Annotated in this window: 21 protein-coding genes; all 21 read left to right on the top strand. The window is 68.7% G+C overall.

Annotated features, from left to right (window positions below; genetic code table 11):
• Positions 1 to 135: 135 nt before the first annotated feature.
• The 21 genes from ACFRKB_RS11995 (at position 136) to ACFRKB_RS11895 (ending at position 15,944) form a co-directional block, all read left to right on the top strand.
• Entirely contained in the window at positions 136 to 387 is a 252-nt protein-coding gene (locus tag ACFRKB_RS11995; RefSeq protein WP_383105420.1) for a hypothetical protein, read from the top strand.
• 699 nt (positions 388 to 1,086) lie between these two features.
• Positions 1,087 to 1,656: a hypothetical protein gene (locus ACFRKB_RS11990; protein ID WP_383105419.1), complete on the top strand. Its 570-nt coding sequence runs from the start codon at positions 1,087 to 1,089 to the stop codon at positions 1,654 to 1,656.
• A gap of 88 nt (positions 1,657 to 1,744) precedes the next feature.
• Complete coding sequence (locus tag ACFRKB_RS11985; protein WP_383105417.1) at positions 1,745 to 1,948, top strand: hypothetical protein; 204 nt, start codon at positions 1,745 to 1,747, stop codon at positions 1,946 to 1,948.
• 105 nt (positions 1,949 to 2,053) lie between these two features.
• Positions 2,054 to 2,398 carry a hypothetical protein gene (locus ACFRKB_RS11980; RefSeq protein ID WP_383105416.1) on the top strand — a complete coding sequence of 115 codons (345 nt, stop codon included), beginning with the start codon at positions 2,054 to 2,056 and terminating at the stop codon, positions 2,396 to 2,398.
• A 15-nt stretch (positions 2,399 to 2,413) separates the two neighbouring features.
• Positions 2,414 to 3,382: a recombinase RecT gene (locus ACFRKB_RS11975; protein WP_383105415.1), complete on the top strand. Its 969-nt coding sequence runs from the start codon at positions 2,414 to 2,416 to the stop codon at positions 3,380 to 3,382.
• A 71-nt stretch (positions 3,383 to 3,453) separates the two neighbouring features.
• A complete protein-coding gene (locus ACFRKB_RS11970) occupies positions 3,454 to 4,587 on the top strand; it encodes a PD-(D/E)XK nuclease family protein (RefSeq protein WP_383105668.1) in 1,134 nt (377 codons plus the stop codon).
• 87 nt (positions 4,588 to 4,674) lie between these two features.
• On the top strand, positions 4,675 to 5,598 hold the full coding sequence (locus ACFRKB_RS11965) for a hypothetical protein (protein ID WP_383105413.1): 924 nt from the start codon (positions 4,675 to 4,677) through the stop codon (positions 5,596 to 5,598).
• Between the two features lie 94 nt (positions 5,599 to 5,692).
• Positions 5,693 to 5,971 (top strand): hypothetical protein, encoded by a 279-nt coding sequence (locus tag ACFRKB_RS11960; RefSeq protein ID WP_383105412.1) that lies wholly within the window; start codon positions 5,693 to 5,695, stop codon positions 5,969 to 5,971.
• 89 nt (positions 5,972 to 6,060) lie between these two features.
• A complete protein-coding gene (locus tag ACFRKB_RS11955) occupies positions 6,061 to 6,756 on the top strand; it encodes a hypothetical protein (RefSeq protein WP_383105410.1) in 696 nt (231 codons plus the stop codon).
• 208 nt (positions 6,757 to 6,964) lie between these two features.
• Complete coding sequence (locus ACFRKB_RS11950) at positions 6,965 to 8,455, top strand: DNA cytosine methyltransferase (RefSeq protein WP_383105409.1); 1,491 nt, start codon at positions 6,965 to 6,967, stop codon at positions 8,453 to 8,455.
• Between the two features lie 38 nt (positions 8,456 to 8,493).
• On the top strand, positions 8,494 to 9,222 hold the full coding sequence (locus tag ACFRKB_RS11945; RefSeq protein WP_383105407.1) for an AIR synthase family protein: 729 nt from the start codon (positions 8,494 to 8,496) through the stop codon (positions 9,220 to 9,222).
• Between the two features lie 19 nt (positions 9,223 to 9,241).
• Positions 9,242 to 9,652: a hypothetical protein gene (locus ACFRKB_RS11940; protein ID WP_383105405.1), complete on the top strand. Its 411-nt coding sequence runs from the start codon at positions 9,242 to 9,244 to the stop codon at positions 9,650 to 9,652.
• A 33-nt stretch (positions 9,653 to 9,685) separates the two neighbouring features.
• A complete protein-coding gene (locus ACFRKB_RS11935; RefSeq protein ID WP_383105404.1) occupies positions 9,686 to 10,495 on the top strand; it encodes a hypothetical protein in 810 nt (269 codons plus the stop codon).
• 158 nt (positions 10,496 to 10,653) lie between these two features.
• Positions 10,654 to 10,995, top strand: coding sequence for an HU family DNA-binding protein (locus ACFRKB_RS11930; RefSeq protein ID WP_383105402.1), 342 nt, complete (start codon positions 10,654 to 10,656; stop codon positions 10,993 to 10,995).
• A gap of 61 nt (positions 10,996 to 11,056) precedes the next feature.
• Positions 11,057 to 11,554, top strand: a complete 498-nt coding sequence (locus ACFRKB_RS11925; RefSeq protein ID WP_383105401.1) for a hypothetical protein — start codon at positions 11,057 to 11,059, stop codon at positions 11,552 to 11,554.
• A complete protein-coding gene (locus tag ACFRKB_RS11920) occupies positions 11,551 to 12,288 on the top strand; it encodes a phosphoadenosine phosphosulfate reductase domain-containing protein (protein WP_383105399.1) in 738 nt (245 codons plus the stop codon). The genes ACFRKB_RS11925 and ACFRKB_RS11920 overlap by 4 nt, the downstream gene beginning before the upstream one ends.
• Before the next feature lie 87 nt (positions 12,289 to 12,375).
• Positions 12,376 to 13,002, top strand: coding sequence for a hypothetical protein (locus ACFRKB_RS11915; protein WP_383105397.1), 627 nt, complete (start codon positions 12,376 to 12,378; stop codon positions 13,000 to 13,002).
• A gap of 307 nt (positions 13,003 to 13,309) precedes the next feature.
• The gene (locus ACFRKB_RS11910; protein WP_383105396.1) at positions 13,310 to 13,948 is read left to right on the top strand and encodes a hypothetical protein; all 639 of its coding nucleotides are present in this window, start codon (positions 13,310 to 13,312) and stop codon (positions 13,946 to 13,948) included.
• 62 nt (positions 13,949 to 14,010) lie between these two features.
• Positions 14,011 to 14,313 carry a hypothetical protein gene (locus ACFRKB_RS11905; protein ID WP_383105394.1) on the top strand — a complete coding sequence of 101 codons (303 nt, stop codon included), beginning with the start codon at positions 14,011 to 14,013 and terminating at the stop codon, positions 14,311 to 14,313.
• 99 nt (positions 14,314 to 14,412) lie between these two features.
• Complete coding sequence (locus tag ACFRKB_RS11900) at positions 14,413 to 15,426, top strand: N-6 DNA methylase (protein WP_383105392.1); 1,014 nt, start codon at positions 14,413 to 14,415, stop codon at positions 15,424 to 15,426.
• Entirely contained in the window at positions 15,423 to 15,944 is a 522-nt protein-coding gene (locus tag ACFRKB_RS11895; RefSeq protein ID WP_383105390.1) for a hypothetical protein, read from the top strand. The genes ACFRKB_RS11900 and ACFRKB_RS11895 overlap by 4 nt, the downstream gene beginning before the upstream one ends.
• The last annotated feature ends 12 nt before the right edge of the window (positions 15,945 to 15,956 follow it).

The raw sequence follows: 15,956 nt of genomic DNA, 5'->3' as shown, positions 1-15,956 counted from the left end.
CCGCGTTCAGTGCGCTGAAGTCGACGCTGGGCACCGCGCTGGGCAGGCCTGGAACGGCTTCGTGGCTGACGGCGAAGCGCGACCCGGCTACCCCCAAATACTGACCGCCCAGTGACGAGAGGAGAGGAGGAAGCCATGCCCGAGGGACAGATCGCTCTCGCTCTGGCCGAGCTCCGAGGGGCGCTGGAGGTCGGGTTGGCCCGTATCGACGGCCAGTTGGCACTGCTCGTCCAGCGCAGTGACCAGACGGACAAGGCCATGGAGGAGCTGGAGGAACGGGTGGCGGCGCTGGAGAAGACGCGGTGGCCGCTGCCGACGATCGCTGTGCTCGCGAGCATTACTGCCGTCGCACTCACCGTGCTCGGCGTTTTCAGAGGAATAGGGTAAGGCGAGCTGTACGTCTTGTCGGCTCCGAACCGAGGAAAGAGGACCCAGTCACGAGGCGGGCCCTCTCGCTCCTCTGGCTCTGAACTCAGGTGGTGGCGATGATCCAGCGGGCGGCGAGCGTCACCATGCCTGCGCCTGCTGCGTAGGCAGCTCCGAGGGCTGCCCGCCACACCAATACCCTGACCATGCGGCGCATTCGGCGGGCGCTGCGAACCTCTAGCCCTGTACTCTCAGACATGTCGCTTCCTTATCTACCGGAGGTGACGAGAAAAGAAAGCCACCCCCAGACCTCGAAGGTGTCCAGCCGCTGAGGTCCGGCGGTGGCTTTCTGCGTTGAACCTACCTGGGATTCTGTGGGCGCTTCCCCAAGTTCGGTAGTCAAAGGTTCCGTAAGGAACCTTACGGCGTTTGATCGTAAGGAAATTTAACCCTGTCACCTTAGAGGGATTCTGGGGATCTGCGTCATTGCCAGTGAATAGTGCCTTCGCGCGACCCTCTAGGGGGGACGTGAGATCTAGCTCACATGTGGCAGATGGGTCGCGTAGGCCGCGCGGAACGGACACGGCCCCCGCCAAAGCGGGGGCCGTTAGGTCCTCTTGGAAAGACCGCGTCCACCGTAGCAGCGAGCGCCGTGCATGTGGTGCGGAGTGCGCGGCTACGCTGCCCACTGCACTCGGGACGGACAGTGGAGGACGGGGAATGAGCTGGCGTAAGCCGTATCTGGTCGGGCACCAGGAGTTCGCCGCGCTGTATCGCGTGGATCCCACGATGATCTCGCAGTGGCTGGCGCCGAGCCGCCGGGTGCTGGACCCGTCGACCGCGATCGTCGTCAGCGGGGTGCGGTACTGGCCGCTCGGCTTCGCCGCCCGCTTCGGGGCGACCACCAAGCGGTTCCGGCAGGTTGACTTCGACGCCAAGTCCCGGATCATTGCCGAGCAGGGAGCAGGCTGGGAAGCAGACCTGGGCGACGAACTGCCTCCGCTCCTGGGGCAGCAGGAGATCATCGAGATGTTCCATCTGCCCTCGCAGGGGACGCTCGCCACGACGATCGCGACGGGACGGTTCCCCGCGAGCGACTGGCTGCTGTCCGGGTCGATGCTCTGGATGCTGGACACCGTTCTCATGGCAGTCCCTGCGCTGCGCGAGAGCGCGCGGAGTCTGCCGTGGGATGTGGACGAGGCGGTCGTCACCGCTCTGAGGGACGGCACCTACGTCGGGCCCGGCAGCCGCGTCTTCACTCGAGGTCGTCACGCCCGAAAGGCCGTCTGACCTGGGCAAACCTGTACTTTGCCCTGAATTGCCATTAAGATATAGGTAATTCCCTTCGTGGGGGCCGCAATTCACCAAGGAGACATCAGTGCAGTTCCTGACCGCACCGGGTGGCGGCGACGTCGCCGTCATGGAGCCCAGCGAGACTTTGATCGTTGAGAGTGCCCTGTTGCTCTTTGTCCTCAAGAATCCCGATTCCAATATTGCCGTCCGGGTTCTGCGGGATGTCTCGGAGGTCAACGAGGCGCGCGAGGCGCGCATGGATGACGCGGCCGAACGGGCTTCCGCTTGACCTGAGGTGGGAGTGAAGTCGGGCCTGATCGCGGTGGGGTTGATCGTACGGCCACTAGCCCTCAAGATAGGTGACATTCTTGAAATCGGTCATCAGGGGGTGGGTATGGCAACCGTCCAGGACGAGATACCGGGCCTGGTCTTCCACACCGTGCGGCAGCCCGAGGGCAACGCACCTTCGATTCAGGCCCAGTTCGAGACGTTTCATCAACTCAACCCCTGGGTGCTCCGCGCTCTGGAAGCCCTGACCGCCGACTACTTGAAGCGCGGGGCGCGCCGTGTCGGCATCGGGATGCTCTTCGAGGTCCTGCGCTGGCGCTACGTCATGGCGACCGAAGGCGACGAGTTCCGCCTCAACAACAACTTCCGCAGCCGGTATGTCCGGCTCCTCATCGAGCACCACCCCGATTGGGCGCGCGTATTCGAGGTCCGCAGCCTGCGGACCGACTGACCTCTTGGAGAGATCGTGACCGAGGAACAACCCGCAGGGCCCGCCGTCGTGGAGGGCGCGGTGATCGAAGCAGCCCCGACTGCCACCCCGGGCATCCGGCCGAGCGCCATCGTCCTGCGTGCCGACCAGGACGAGTTCGACCACAAGCAGCTCTCGACGCTGGCCCTGATCAGTCCCGGCCTGGCCAACGCCCCGCGCGGCCACCTGGCCATGTTCTTCCACTACTGCGTCCGGACCGGGCTCGATCCGTTCGCACGGCAGATCTACATGATCGGCCGCACCAACTGGAAGGCCGCCGACAACCCCGACGAGCCCGAGAAGACGTGGACGATCCAGACCGGGATCGACGGCTTCCGTACCGTCGCCCACCGGGCGGCAGCGAAAGCCGGGGAGTCCATCTCCTACGAGGACACTGTCTACTACGACTCCGAGGGCAACGCCCACGAGGTCTGGCTGTCCAAGGCGTACCCGTCCGCGGTGAAGGTCACCGTCGTGCGCGGCACCGCGCGCTTCCCGTTCATCGCCCGCTGGGACGAGTTCGCCCCGACGTACTACGACCGGAAGTCGAGCGCGTACGTCGTGGCGAAGATGTGGCAGCAGATGCCCGCTCACATGCTGCGCAAGTGCGCCGAGGCCGGCTCGCTGCGCATGGCCGCGCCGCAGGACCTGTCCGGTGTGTACGTGGACGAGGAGATGGCGCGGGCGGACTCCGAAGCTGTCGTCCGCGAAGCCGAGGAGGCCACCCGCCGCCTGCGGCAGGCTGCCGGGCTCGAAGCCGGAAAACTCTCCGGCGACGACACGAAGAACGGGTCCGCTGACGACGCCGCGAACACGAGCACGGAGAAGCCCGCGCCGAAGAAGCGGGCGCGCCCCGCGAAGAAGGCGGCCCCGGCCGCTGCGCCTGATGCGCAGGTCGAGCAGGACCAGGCCCAGCCGAAGCGTAAGCCCCGCAAGCGGGCCGAGCCCGGCCGTGCCGCTTCCTGACCTTGCCGACACCAGGTGCCGCCCGTCGTCGGGCGGCACCTCTCATCCTCTTGGAGACCATCGTGACCACCATGGCCATCGTGGCCGAGCGGCCCCTCAGTCTGTGGCCTGCCGCGCACGCGGCGGACGCGCGCCGTCCCCGCTCGCAGCAGACCAAGCTCGGCGCCAGCGACACCGTATGCGCGCGCCGAGCGGGGTACCTCCTGCACGGCCGTACCCCGACTGACGGCGGCGAGAAGCGCAAGGCGATCTTGGGTACCTGGCTGCACGCCGGGATACTCGACGCCGCCCGCGAGGAGTACGGCTGGCTCATCGAGCGCCGCGTCGAAGATGCGACCGTCCGGGGCCACATCGACGCTGTCCAGCTCGACGCCGCGACCGCCGCCCGGCTCCCGAAGCGGCTGCGTCCCATGCTCCCCGCCGAGGAGACAACGGTCGAGGACGTGAAGACGAAGGGCACGTACCAGTGGGACAACGTCCTGCGGTACGGCGCGAGCGAGGCCGAGTTGCGGCAGGTGTACCTGTACGCCGATCTCCTTGGTAGTGAGGGGTTCGCCAGCGTCAAGGGGCAGCGCCAACTCGCCCGCCTCGGGCCGGTGCCGGTTGCTCGGATCCGTTTCCGGTTCATCAACCGCGACAACGGAGACGATTACGTACAGGAGATCGCCTACGAGGCCGACCGCGCCCGGCGCGCCCGCTGGTGGGTCCAACAGGTACGTGCCGCATCCAACCCGGAGCAGCTGCCGCGCACCTTCCAAGGGCCGGGAATCAGCGCGATCTGCGACCACTGCCCGTTCCGCACCGCGTGCTGGGGTCTGCTCGTCGCCGGGCGCTCCCCGCAGAGCCAGCTCATCCATAACGACGAGGACCGCGCCAAGGCGCTGGCCGAGTATGTCGAGGCGGGCGAGCAGATGAAGCCGCTCAAGGAGCAGCAGAAGCTCGCCCGCGCCAAGCTCGACGGCTCCGAGCCGGGTACGTACGGCGACAACGTCCTGAAGTGGAGCGGCGGTAACCCGACCAAGGTCGATGACGTCGAGGCGATGGTCGCGCTGTACCGGCGCGCGGGACTGGAGGTGCCGATGGCACCGGACGCGGCGGCCATGAAGGCGACGCTCAAGGAAGTGGGCATCCCAGTGCCCACGCGCCTTGACCATGACCGGCGGACCGCGATGAGCATCAACGTCACCGTCAGCAAGAAGTCCTGAACGTGGCAACGGTGTGGGCGCCGGCGACGTGTGCCCAGCCTCTGCCTCAGCCCGGCCGGAACAGGACAGAACGACGGAGAGGTGCCGGTGAGCATCCATCTGATGGTGGTGGCCGCCTACCTGCCGAAGGAGGTGATCAACCAGACGCAGAAGGCTGTCCTCATGAAGATCGCGGACTCGGCCGACGATCAGACGCGACTGGGCCGGCCAGGTCTGGAGCGGATGATGGCCTGGGCCGGTGTGGGGGAGAAGCAGGTCATCACGGTGGTGACGCAGCTCGTTGGCCTCGGCCTGGTCGAGCGGGTCACGATCGGCCGTGTCGGCCTCCGCGCCGAGTACCGGGTGTTCCCATACGGTGTGCCGCCCATTCCCTCGACGGAGGAGCTGATCGAGCGTCGCCGCGCGGCGCAGTGTGCCCCGAAGAACCCCCGGCTGGCCCGGAAGACCGAGCGCCGCAAGCCGTCGTCGGCGGCCCGTACTCAGGAGGACGTCGCCGCGCGGGAAGAGGCACGGTCCGCTGCCGAGGCCGCTGCGGAGGCAGGGTTGCCCCAGGGGAACCCTGATTCGGCTCCGGACAGGGTTGCTGCGGGGAAACCCAGTGGGTTGCCGCAGGGAAACCGGGCAGGTTCCCCTGGGGAAACCCCTTCTCTTCCACCTTCTTCCTCTTCTCTTCCTGAGCCCCCTACCCCCACGGCTGACGCCGCAAGGGAGCCGGGGGCGGGGCGCGGTGTGCAGCAGCGGGCGGGGTGCCCGAAGCACGCCGCTCTGGTGAACAACTGCCGGGGCTGCGGCACGAACCCGCGTGCCGGGCGTGAAGAGGCAAGGCGCGAGGCTGTCGACCGCGAGCACCGCAGCCAGCAGGACTGGCTACAGGAGTTCTTCGCCGAGCAAGAGCGCCGTGTGGCGCAGACCGACCCGCAGGCCCTGGAGATGGCCCGCCAGCGGACGCGGGAGTTGGCCCGCATGGGGCGCGAGAGGGGTTCCAACTCCCGGCATAAGCAGCACCGTTAGCAAGATCGGCAACATTGACGCCTCGATGTATGCCATTAAGATATAAGCAAGGGTTCGGAACTGGCCGAACACCCCAACCTCTTGGAGATCAATCGTGACCGAAACCCTCACCCCGGCGTCCGACGCGTTCTTCGTCGTCGCCGAAGTGATCCACGGCCCCCACCTCGCACCCCGCGTCGGTGGCGGCGTGTACTGCTCGGCCGAGTGTGCCGAGCACGGCGTTCGTGAACTCGTGGGCGACCTCCGTGAGGAGGAGGGCGGTAGCGGCTTCGTTCTGCCCCATCGGGGCCGCATGATCGGCTGCGTCGTCACGCCCAGCCGTCGCATGTGGTCGGTGCAGATCCTCGCCCACGGCGAACTGCCCGCCATCTGACGTTCGCGCCCCCCGATGTAGGTGACATTTTTCAATGGCGGGCGTGTGCCTTGCGCGCCCGCCATGCACACCCTCTTGGAGACCAGCACATGACCACCACCATCGCGGCTCTGCCCGACCACAATCACCTGAACGACCCGCTATGGCTCAAGCTGTTCCACGGCTACCGCCACGTCATAGCCCCGCTGCGCCACAACGGCTGGGTGACCGACATCGACACCTGCGGCGACGAGTACCACCTCCGCGCCAACCTCGGAGACGGCACCGAACTGATCATCGCCTCCGTGTACTCCCTTCCCACCGACCCGGCCGAGGTGACCGGTTGGATGGTCCTGCGTCAGGACATCGAAACCCCGTCCCGGCACAGCGTGGTGTACGACTCCACCCCGGACCGCGCGCAGGCACACCACGGCAACAGCCTCGTCCAGATGTTCACGCGCATCGACGAATTGGACGTCCCGAAGGCCACGACGCGGCTCATGCTCTCGGGTACGTACAGCGCGCCCTATGGGGCGAACCACAATCAGTGCGGCCCCGTCGAGGCTCCGGGCACGGCCGTTGCCCGCTATTTCGAGTGGACGCGACAGCTGGCTGCCAGCGACGGCTACCGGCAGGTGTGGGAGCGCGGGGAGGAGGACGGCTACCCGCTGTCCCTCTTTGAACGAGTCGGCCGCGTCGTCGTAGCCCGCGTCACCCGCGTCGACGATGTCGACCACCGCGCCGTCGCCCGTGCTCACCACAGCGACGACCTAGATCACCTTCTCGTCGCCCGCCGTGATGGCTGACCGGCCGCGCCGCGCTCCGCGCCTCACCGGCGGCGCGGAGCGGTGATCTGGCTGCTGATCGTGTGGTGCGCCTTCGGACTGGGGGCGTTCACCGCCCTCGGCATCGAGGACAGCCGCCACCACCGCGCATTTCGCGCCTCTGGCCATTCCTGACCACGGCCGCCCGGCCCGGCGGGCCGGGCGGCCCCGTCTCTTGGAGACCATCGCTGTGCCCCGATCCATCCACCTGCTCTGCGGAGCGGGCGGAGACGCCACCGGCCTCATGGAAGCCGGATTCGACCCCATCCTCGGCATCAACCACTGGCAGACCGCCGTCGACACCTTCGGGCTCAACCACCCGAACGCGGCGGCGCGCTGCGCCGACATCCAGAACTACCCCATGAGGTGGCTCCCGAAGGCCCTCGTGCTGTGGGCCTCGGTCATCTGCACCGAGATCAGCCCCGCCGGCGGGAAGAAGCGCCCCGACCCCGCGCAGGACGCCCTGTTCGAAGAAGAAGAGCAGTGGCGAGAACTTCCGCCCGAGGCATTCGAGATGACCCGTGTGACCGCGTGGTGCGTGCTGCGCGCCGCCGAGGCGAAGCGGTTCCCGTGCGTGGTTGTTGAGAACGTCGTTGAGTTCATCACGGATTGGCTGCTGTTCCCCGAGTGGATCCGCGCCATGAAGAAGCTCGGCTACCGCGTCCAGATCGTCTCCGTGTCCTCCGCGCACATCGGCTCGGAGACCAACCTGTACGCCCCGCAGTGGCGCGACCGCGTGTACCTGGTGTTCACCCTCACCGGGATCCGCCGTCCCGACCTCGCGCCCCGCCCACTGGCGTACTGCTTCGAGTGCGGGCGGGACGTCAAGGCCCGCCAGAGCTGGCGCAACGCGAAGGTGAAGGTCGGTAAATACCAGCAGCAGTACGACTACCGGTGCCCGCATCGCCGTTGCGGGCACGCCCTGGTGGAGCCGTACGTCCGTCCCGCCTCCGACGTGATCACGTGGGACAACATCGGCCAGCGCATCGGTGATCGGGCCCGCCCGCTGGTGCCGAACACGATGCGGCGGATTGAAGCCGGTCTGCGCAAGTTCCCCCACGACCCGTCCGTCGTCACCCTCACTCACGGCAGGGATGGCACCGACAGGGCCTTCGTCCCGCACACCCGGCCGCTGCCGACGCGCACGGCCAAGCTCGGCGAGGCCTTGCTCGTTCCGGTCGGCGGCTCGTGGAACGATGCTGCTTCCTCGACGGCCGAGCCGATGCGCACTCGCACCACCCGCGAGAGCGAAGCCCTCGTCACCGTGGATCCGTTCATCGTGGAGTACCGCAACAACTGCGACGCCGCGCCGATCGACGCCCCGCTCAGCACCATCGCAACGGCCCGTCACCACGGCCTGGTCGTGCCCGACGGCGTTGCCCGCTCCCGGGCGCGCAACACGTTGATCATCCCGTACCGCGAGGCCAGGCCGAAGACGGCGGACGAGCCCCTGCACACCCTGTCCACCCGCGACTCGGCGGCCGTCCTGCGCAGCGCGCCCGCCATCGAGGAGTGCTACTTCCGGATGTTGGAGCCCGAGGAACAGCTCGAAGCCCAGCGGTTCCCCGAGACCTTCAAGGCCGTCGGCAGCAAGGCCGCGCGGACCCGGCAGGCCGGCAACGCCGTGTCGGTGAATGTCGCCCACTGGATCGGTGAACGCCTCATGCCCGTCCTCGTCTGACCCCTCCCCACAAGAAGAGAAGAAGGGACACCCCTGCCATGAAACCGGCAGCACACGAGCAGTTGGCCATCCTCTGCGAGCAGCGCGAGGGACTGGAGGCCGAGCGCCTGCGGATCGAGAAGGCGTACAGCCTCGCGGTCCTCGACCACATCACCGCGAAGATCCGGGCCGCCTGCCCGGAGGCGGTCTACGTGACCTTCGCCTACTACAGCTCCCGCACCCTCGACCTGCACGGCGTACGCGGCGCACAGCCCAGCCCGCTGGAGACGTGCCTTGAACTGTGGGACAACCGCGGAGGGGAGGACGAGCACCCGCTCGACCACATCGCGGACCAGATCGAGAACGATGTGGAGACCGCGCTCGCCCCCTACACCTCCCCGGCGTGGGCGTCGGTCCACCGCAACTCGGCGTCCGACGGTAACTCGTGGCTGCTGGAGCTGCCCCCAGCCGACCGTGCCGCCAGCGTGGCCGAGCTGGTCCGCGAGTATCACCCGGAGGCGACCGCGGTCGTGGTCGACGGCCGCGCTGCCGGGCGGGTCATTGCGATCCAGGAAGGCGTCGCCGACGACGGCACCCCGGCGCGCACGACACGCCCGCGGTGGTCGTCCACCTCTGACACCGTCCTCACCAGGCTCCTCGGCCAGATTGCCGCCCTCCCGGCCCTGGCCGACCGGCACCTGATCCCCCTGCCCGGCGATTACCTCCACCCGTACGGCGTCAGCACCAGCGATCAGGTGCGCCTGATGCCGTTGCCGCCGACTGCCTGACACGCCAGAGGAGGAGCAGATGAGCGGCAACGGGTGGGTCGCCCAGGCCCCCTGCGCCGGGGACTTCCGGTTCACGTCCGAGGAGGCGGAGGCCGGAGCCCCGACGGAGCCGCTGGTTCTCGCCCTCCTCGCTGCCTGTCATGACTGCCCGTTCCGGGCGCAGTGTGTCGACCTGGTCATGCCGAGCGCGAGCCTGTTCGACGGCGTGTGTGGCGGGCGGCTCTGGAGGAACGGGCAGGTCCTGGCGACCTGCGAGGACGCACGGCCCGCCGAGCTGCGCGAGCGCAGGCGGCACCCGATTACCCACGGCACCGAAGCCGGAGCCCGTGCCCACAACCGGCGCGGGGAGCGCGCCTGCTCCCTGTGCCGGGAAGCCGGACGGCTCGCCCAGCAGGCCCGCCGGGCCCGCAAGCGCGACTCCGACATCTGATCACCACCCCTACAACTCCTGTGGAGAAAGAACATGTTCACCATCAAGGCCCTCAACCTGGCGGCTATCCTCGACCGAGTTGCCCCGCACCGCTTTCGGGCGGACGGCGACGCCCACGACCTCGACGCCCTGATCCTCGACTGCACCCCCGGCCACCTCCACGTCGTCGCGTGCAGCGACCGGACGCTCGCCGTCGCCCGCACTTCCGTCGCAGGCGACGTGTGGACGGCTCCTGTTGGCTACGACGACGCCGCCGCGCTGCGCGCCTGGCTGGAGTCCTCCGAGTACATCACCGTCGAGCACGTCACTGGTAGCGGCCACCAGCAGCTCCGCTTCACCGAAGGCCCCGCGCAGATCACGGTCCCCGCTGCCTCCCACCTAGGCCGCCTGCCCTGGCGCGCACTGCTGCGCCTCGTGCTCAATGTCCACGACCACCCCTTGGCCATCGGCCGTCCCGTGCAGCTCAACGCTGACGACCTCGCGCTGTGGGGCAACGCCGGCGGGGACGGCGAGGCAATCGAGTTCCGTTCCCTGGGGCCCGTGGGGACGCTGGTGACGGCCGGACCCGACTTCCTCGGCCTCCAGACCCCGCACGCCTGGGACGGCCCGACGCCGGGCGCGGGGTGGTCCACCTCGCTGCGCACCCGCCTGTTCCTCTTCGCCGGGACCCTCCTTGAGGTCGGGGCGCGGTACGAGGACGGCACGCGAACGGCGTGGGTGGTGCCCGCCCGACCCGGCCCCGGCGAGGAGCCGACGCTGGTCTCTGCCGACCACGCGGCAGTCACCCTGCCGATCTCCCAGGTGCTCGCGGGCGGGAAGTTCCTGATCCGCCTTCCCGACTGACAAAAGATAGATGACATTCATGAATCACGTATCGCACTCTCATGTTGCGGCGTGCGCCGACATGGATCCGGGGTTCGGGCTCAGTCCCCTCCCCGCCGCGTGGCGCGCCCGCCCCTCAACTCCTGTGCCACAGCCAGAGATCCCAAAGGAACACCCCAGTGAACAAGGCTCAGCTCATCAAGGTCGTGGCCGACGCGATCGGCGACCGCACTCAGGCGACCCTCGCTGTGGAGACCGCGCTCGACGCGATCGTCCGCGCCGTCGTGGCCGGTGAGGTCTTCTCCGTCACCGGCTTCGGCAGCCTCACCCCCGAGAAGCGCCAGGCCCGCGCCGCGCGGAACCCGCAGACGGGCGAGCCGATGCACCTCGGCGCGAGCCGCGTCGTGAAGTTCCGCACTGGCGCCCGGTTCAAGGCCCTCGTCGCGGGCCGCCGCTCGATGCCGGAGTCCGGCAACTGCATCCAGAAGGACCCGAAGACGCCCCAGGCCGCTCGCCCGTAACCGCCGCACCAGGGGCCGCCCCGGCGTGCGCCGGGGCGGCCCCGTCGAAGGAGTTCGACAGATGAACGACCGTTCTGTGGGAGTCGAGATCGAAGCCACCGCGAAGTGGCTGGAGGGGCGGGGCATACGCGGCGCGGCGGTCCTGCTGCGGCGCGTCGCCCGCCAGAGGGACGAGGCCGTGCAGCAACTCGGCATGCGGCCCGCCTCACCCGCGTACCAGACAGGCGCCGAGCACACCGCCCCGCGAAACCTGGACGCCGCCGTCGAAGCGGCGATGCTGCGCACCGATGTCGCCCGCCTCCAGGCTCTGGCCGAGCGTGCCGGCTGGGTGAGCGACGCCGACGCGAAGCACCTGTGGCGCTGGCGCGACGGCTGGTGGGAGCTGGGCCACCGCCGCAAAGACACACGCGACGGCTACCACGACACCGGCTGGTACCTGTGGGGCCCGGTCGGCAGCTACGACGGCGAGTGGCTCGACAGCCACAAAGGCCCGGCGATGGCCGAGGCGGAGCGGCTGATCACCAAGCATCTGGTCGCGACCCGCGGGGACGGCCGATGAGCGCCCAGATCGAACTGGTCAGCGCCCGCGCCGTTCACGGCCCTGAAGCGGTTCCTGACCTCGCCTCCGCCGACCGCATCATCATGAGCAACAGTGGCGGCGAGGACAGCATCGCGGCCATGGACGAGAGCGTACGACTGGCTGACGACGCCGGGGTCCGCGACCGCATCGTTGTCCTGCACATCGACCTTGGCCTCACCCCGCGCGGCCACACGGTGGAGTGGCCAGGCACCGTGGATCTGGCGCGTCGCCAGGCCGATTACTACGGGCTCCCGTTCGAGGTCCGCCGCATGGCGAAGTGGCCGTCCCTGTTCCACCGCATCCGGGCGCGCGGCCAGTTCCCACACCTCATGACCCGGTTCTGCACGTCGGAGAAGAGGGGCGTGGCACACCGGTTCATGACCGAGCAGGTGAACGCCCTCGGCGTCACCGGTCGCCCGGCGCGGATTGTGCACGTCATGGGGTTCCGGGCGGAAGAGTCCCACGCCCGCGCCAGGCGGCCTGCTGTCGAAGTCGATCGCCGGGCCAGCAACGGGCGTCGCACGGTGACCCAGTGGTACCCGGTGCTGCGCTGGAGCACCGCTGAGGTGTGGCAGCGCATCCGGGACCGCGGGCTGCCGTACCACTGGGCGTACGACGCCGGCATGTCCCGGCAACTCGTGCAGCCTATGCGTCCTGGCCTCGGCCCCGGACCTGATGTGCGCGGCTGGACTCCGGCCCGAGCTGGCGCGTGAATACGCCGACCTGGAGGAGGAGATGGGCGTCCCGTTCCGGCGCGAGCTGCCGATGGCCGAGGTCATCCGACGGGTGGGGGGCGCAGCGTGACCGCCGAGCTCCAGAGCGCCCCCGTAACCCTGCCCAGCGTGCAGGAGAAGGGGGAGTGGCAGCCGCGCGTCGTCGGTCTTGACCTGTCGCTGTCCTCGACCGGTGTCGCCGGTACGGACTGGGCGTACGCCCACCGGCCCGGACGCCGCCGCAGCCATGAGCGCCTGGACTGGCTGCTGGCGGCCATCGCTCTGAGTGTGAGGGACAGCGCGGACCTAGTGGTGGTCGAGGGCGCCGCGTACGCCCATGGCGCGCAGGCCGGGCACCACGAGCTGGCCGGGCTGTGGTGGCTGGTCACCCAGTACCTGTGGCGCAACCGCATCCCGTACGCAGTCGTGACCCCGCACGGGCGCACGATCTACGCGACCGGCAGGGCGAACCCCGCCCAGGAGTGGCCCCGGCAGGACCGGTCCCGGGTCGCCAAGGGAATGGTGCGCGCGGTGGCCGTCGAGCGGTACGGCGTCGAGTGCGAGGGGCCCGGCCGCTACGACCAGGCCGACGCCACGATCCTCGCGGCGATGGGACTCGACTGGCTCGGCTACCCGACGGTGCCGGTGCCGGATACCCACCGGCGGGCGCTGGAGTCGGTGAGGTGGCCCGACCTCATTCCAGCCGCGAATTAAGGAATTGAATTGCGGAAAGTTAATTCGCATTCGGTCGGGCAGACCTTGCTTCTGGGGTATTTGCCATTAAGATATAAGTAAGCGATTCGGGAAATGCTCGAATCGAAAGGGGAATTTGAAGTGGAAATCCACAACCACGACGGATGCGGCTGCGCGTGCAACAGCGGCGGCTTCTGCGGCGGCTGCGGTCACGCCGGCTGCGGTGGCCGCCGCCGCTGAGCACGACCAATCCCCAGGACATACCCCGCGCCCCCGGCCAGCCGCCGGGGGCGCACCCATACGAGCAAGCGTCCTCTTGGAGACCAGCATGACCGATTACTCGTCCGGAGTTCAGCACCTCGCAGAACAGATAGGACTCGAACCCGAACACGTCGCCCACGCCGCCCGCATCGCTTCCCGTACCTTCGCGCGCATCCAGGTGACCACCGGCATGACCCTCGACCAGTTCCGCCGTCTGTTCGCCCATGACCGGCACTCCATCGTCATCGTCGCGAACCTGGCGATGCGCCACGCCGGCCGACGCGACGACGCCCAGCTCCTCATGGACATCTACAAGGCCAGCGTCGGAATCGCCCCCTACCAGCACCCCATCCACACCGGCGTCGGCACCCTGCCCGAATGCCATGGCGACCAGCACGTCCAAGAGGCCGTGCGCATCCTCACCGCCGCCGGATTCCCGCCCATCCACACCGACGGCATCAGCGAACTCCGCCCCGGCTTCCAGGTCGTGCCCGACGACACCGGCTCCCTGCCCGGCTGGGTATTCATCGCCCCCGACCCCGACGCCAAGGCCCGTACCGGCTTCGCGGGCGGAGACCTCGGCTATCTCGCCGTCATGAACTGGGCCGGATGGGGCGTCATCCCCGAACGCCTGGCAGACGGCTTGTACGCCGCCTGCCACCCCGACCACCGGGACGACCCCTTCCCTACCTGCTCGACCTCCTGACACCCGCCCGTGCCCGGCCGCACGGCGCGGCCGGACACGGCCTTCCCGAAAGGCACCAGCCCATGAAGCTCCCCGTGGACGACGCCACCCTGACCGCCTGGTCCGTACTCCTCGGTCTCACTGAAGAGGAGAGCGCGGCGACCCTTGCCGAGATCGAGCAGACCCTGCGCGTCGGCTACGAGCACCGGCCCGACGAGCTGCGCGACAAGTCCTTCGACGAGCTCACCAGCGGCATGGGCGTCGATGAGGCGGCCCTGATGTTCCTCGTCAGCGGTCTGCGCCAGGCGGGACTTCCCGAAGCCGCCTACGTCATCGAGGTCCGCGGCCTCGCCGCCGCCCTTCAGTCCCTTCAGCACGCCAGCTGACCAGCAGCTGACCCACCTTCACCACGCAACCGCCGCCCCGGCCGCGCACCCGCGCACCGGGGCGGCCCCATGCGCGCCCGCAGAAAGGAATCCGCAGTCATGCCAGACGACTTCATGCCCCGCGCCGCGGCCCCGGCCGCCGAGCGGCCCGTTCCGTCGTGGGCGAAGAAGCCCCCGCCCAAGTCCAAGGCCACCACCCGCGCTACCGGCAAGATCACCGCACACAGGTACTTCGCCCCGCGCGACCCTTACGATCACGCCCGCAAGGTCGCAGAGAATGTACTCGACGCCTGGTACCGGAACTTCGGCGGCAGCCGCATCGACGTGCCCCTCGGCACCGTCGCCGCGCTCTCCTTGGTGCGCAACGTGTCCGGTCTGGCCGACTGGATACTCAACCTCCAGCCCGAGGAACTCCCGCAGCTGTTCAAGGAGATCTACCTCGGCCACTGGATCAAGCGCCCCGACCTGATCAACCGCGCGGTACGCCTGCACGACTGGGCCTGGAACCCTGACCCCGACAAGCAGCAACTCCGCGCTGTCCACGCCGTCACCCGCGCCGCCATTAACACCGGTCTCCTCGACCTCACCGGCCACGAACGACCCTGGCAACGCTCTGAAGCCGACGTCCTCAGCCCCCTGCTCACCGGCCTACGGCACAAGAGCGACAAGAAGTGGCGGGGCGATCACCACACGCCGGCGTGCATGACGGACCTGATGGCCAACATGACCGTGGACAAGGACATCGTGCCGGGCATGTCCTTCCGCGAACCCGCCATCGGCTCCGGCACGATGTTCCGCTCTGTCGCCCAGCGACTGCGCGACCTCGGCCTCAACCCGCACGACTTCCACTGGTACGGCAACGACATCGACGCGTTGTCCGCCGGGTGCGCCGCGATCAACGCCATCGTCTGGGACCTCGGCCCGCGCTGCCTCATCGGCTGCGCCGACTCCCTCGCCCCGGACGACGACTACGCCAAGACCATCGCAGAGGCCAAAGACGCCTTCGAGGAACGCGACCGCTGCATGGACACCGCGACCTCGATCGTCGCCTCCCGCCGCGCCGTCCGCCTTCTGGACGAACTCATGGCGGACAAGGAACACGTCCCGGCATGACCGACGAGCACGACTTCGTCCGCCCCCGCACCACACGAACCGCCCGTCGGCGCAAGCCCGCCTTCGCCGCACCGGACACCGGCGACGTCCCGCCCCTCGACCAACTCGCCCCCGCACTCGAACTCCCCTGGCACAAGGAGGACACCGAAACCCCCGAGAGCACCGCCGCCTACAACCACCCCCAGAGCCACCGCATCGGCCTGCGCATCCAGCCCGGCGGCCACACCATCCAGACCTGGATCACCGCCGGACCCGACCTGCCTCCGATCCCTGACGGCACGGACATCGAACAAGCCGAAGCACAGGCCGCCAACGACGCCCGGCTCCAGCCCGGCCGCACTTGGCACATCGCACTCAGCACTCGCACCAGCAAGGCCCTGGCCGCCGATCTCGGCGTACTCGTCCGCGAACGGCTGCTCCCCGCCCTTACAGCCAAGCCGCGGCACATCCCCACCACGGACCCGAAGACCACGCAGGCCCCAGACGCCGGCACCGACCAGCACGACACCACACCGTAGAAAGAAGGAACC

This window comes from Streptomyces scopuliridis (assembly GCF_042790125.1).
In the GTDB taxonomy this organism is placed as follows: domain Bacteria; phylum Actinomycetota; class Actinomycetes; order Streptomycetales; family Streptomycetaceae; genus Streptomyces; species Streptomyces scopuliridis_A.
This window is presented reverse-complemented; position numbering and strand designations above follow the sequence as displayed.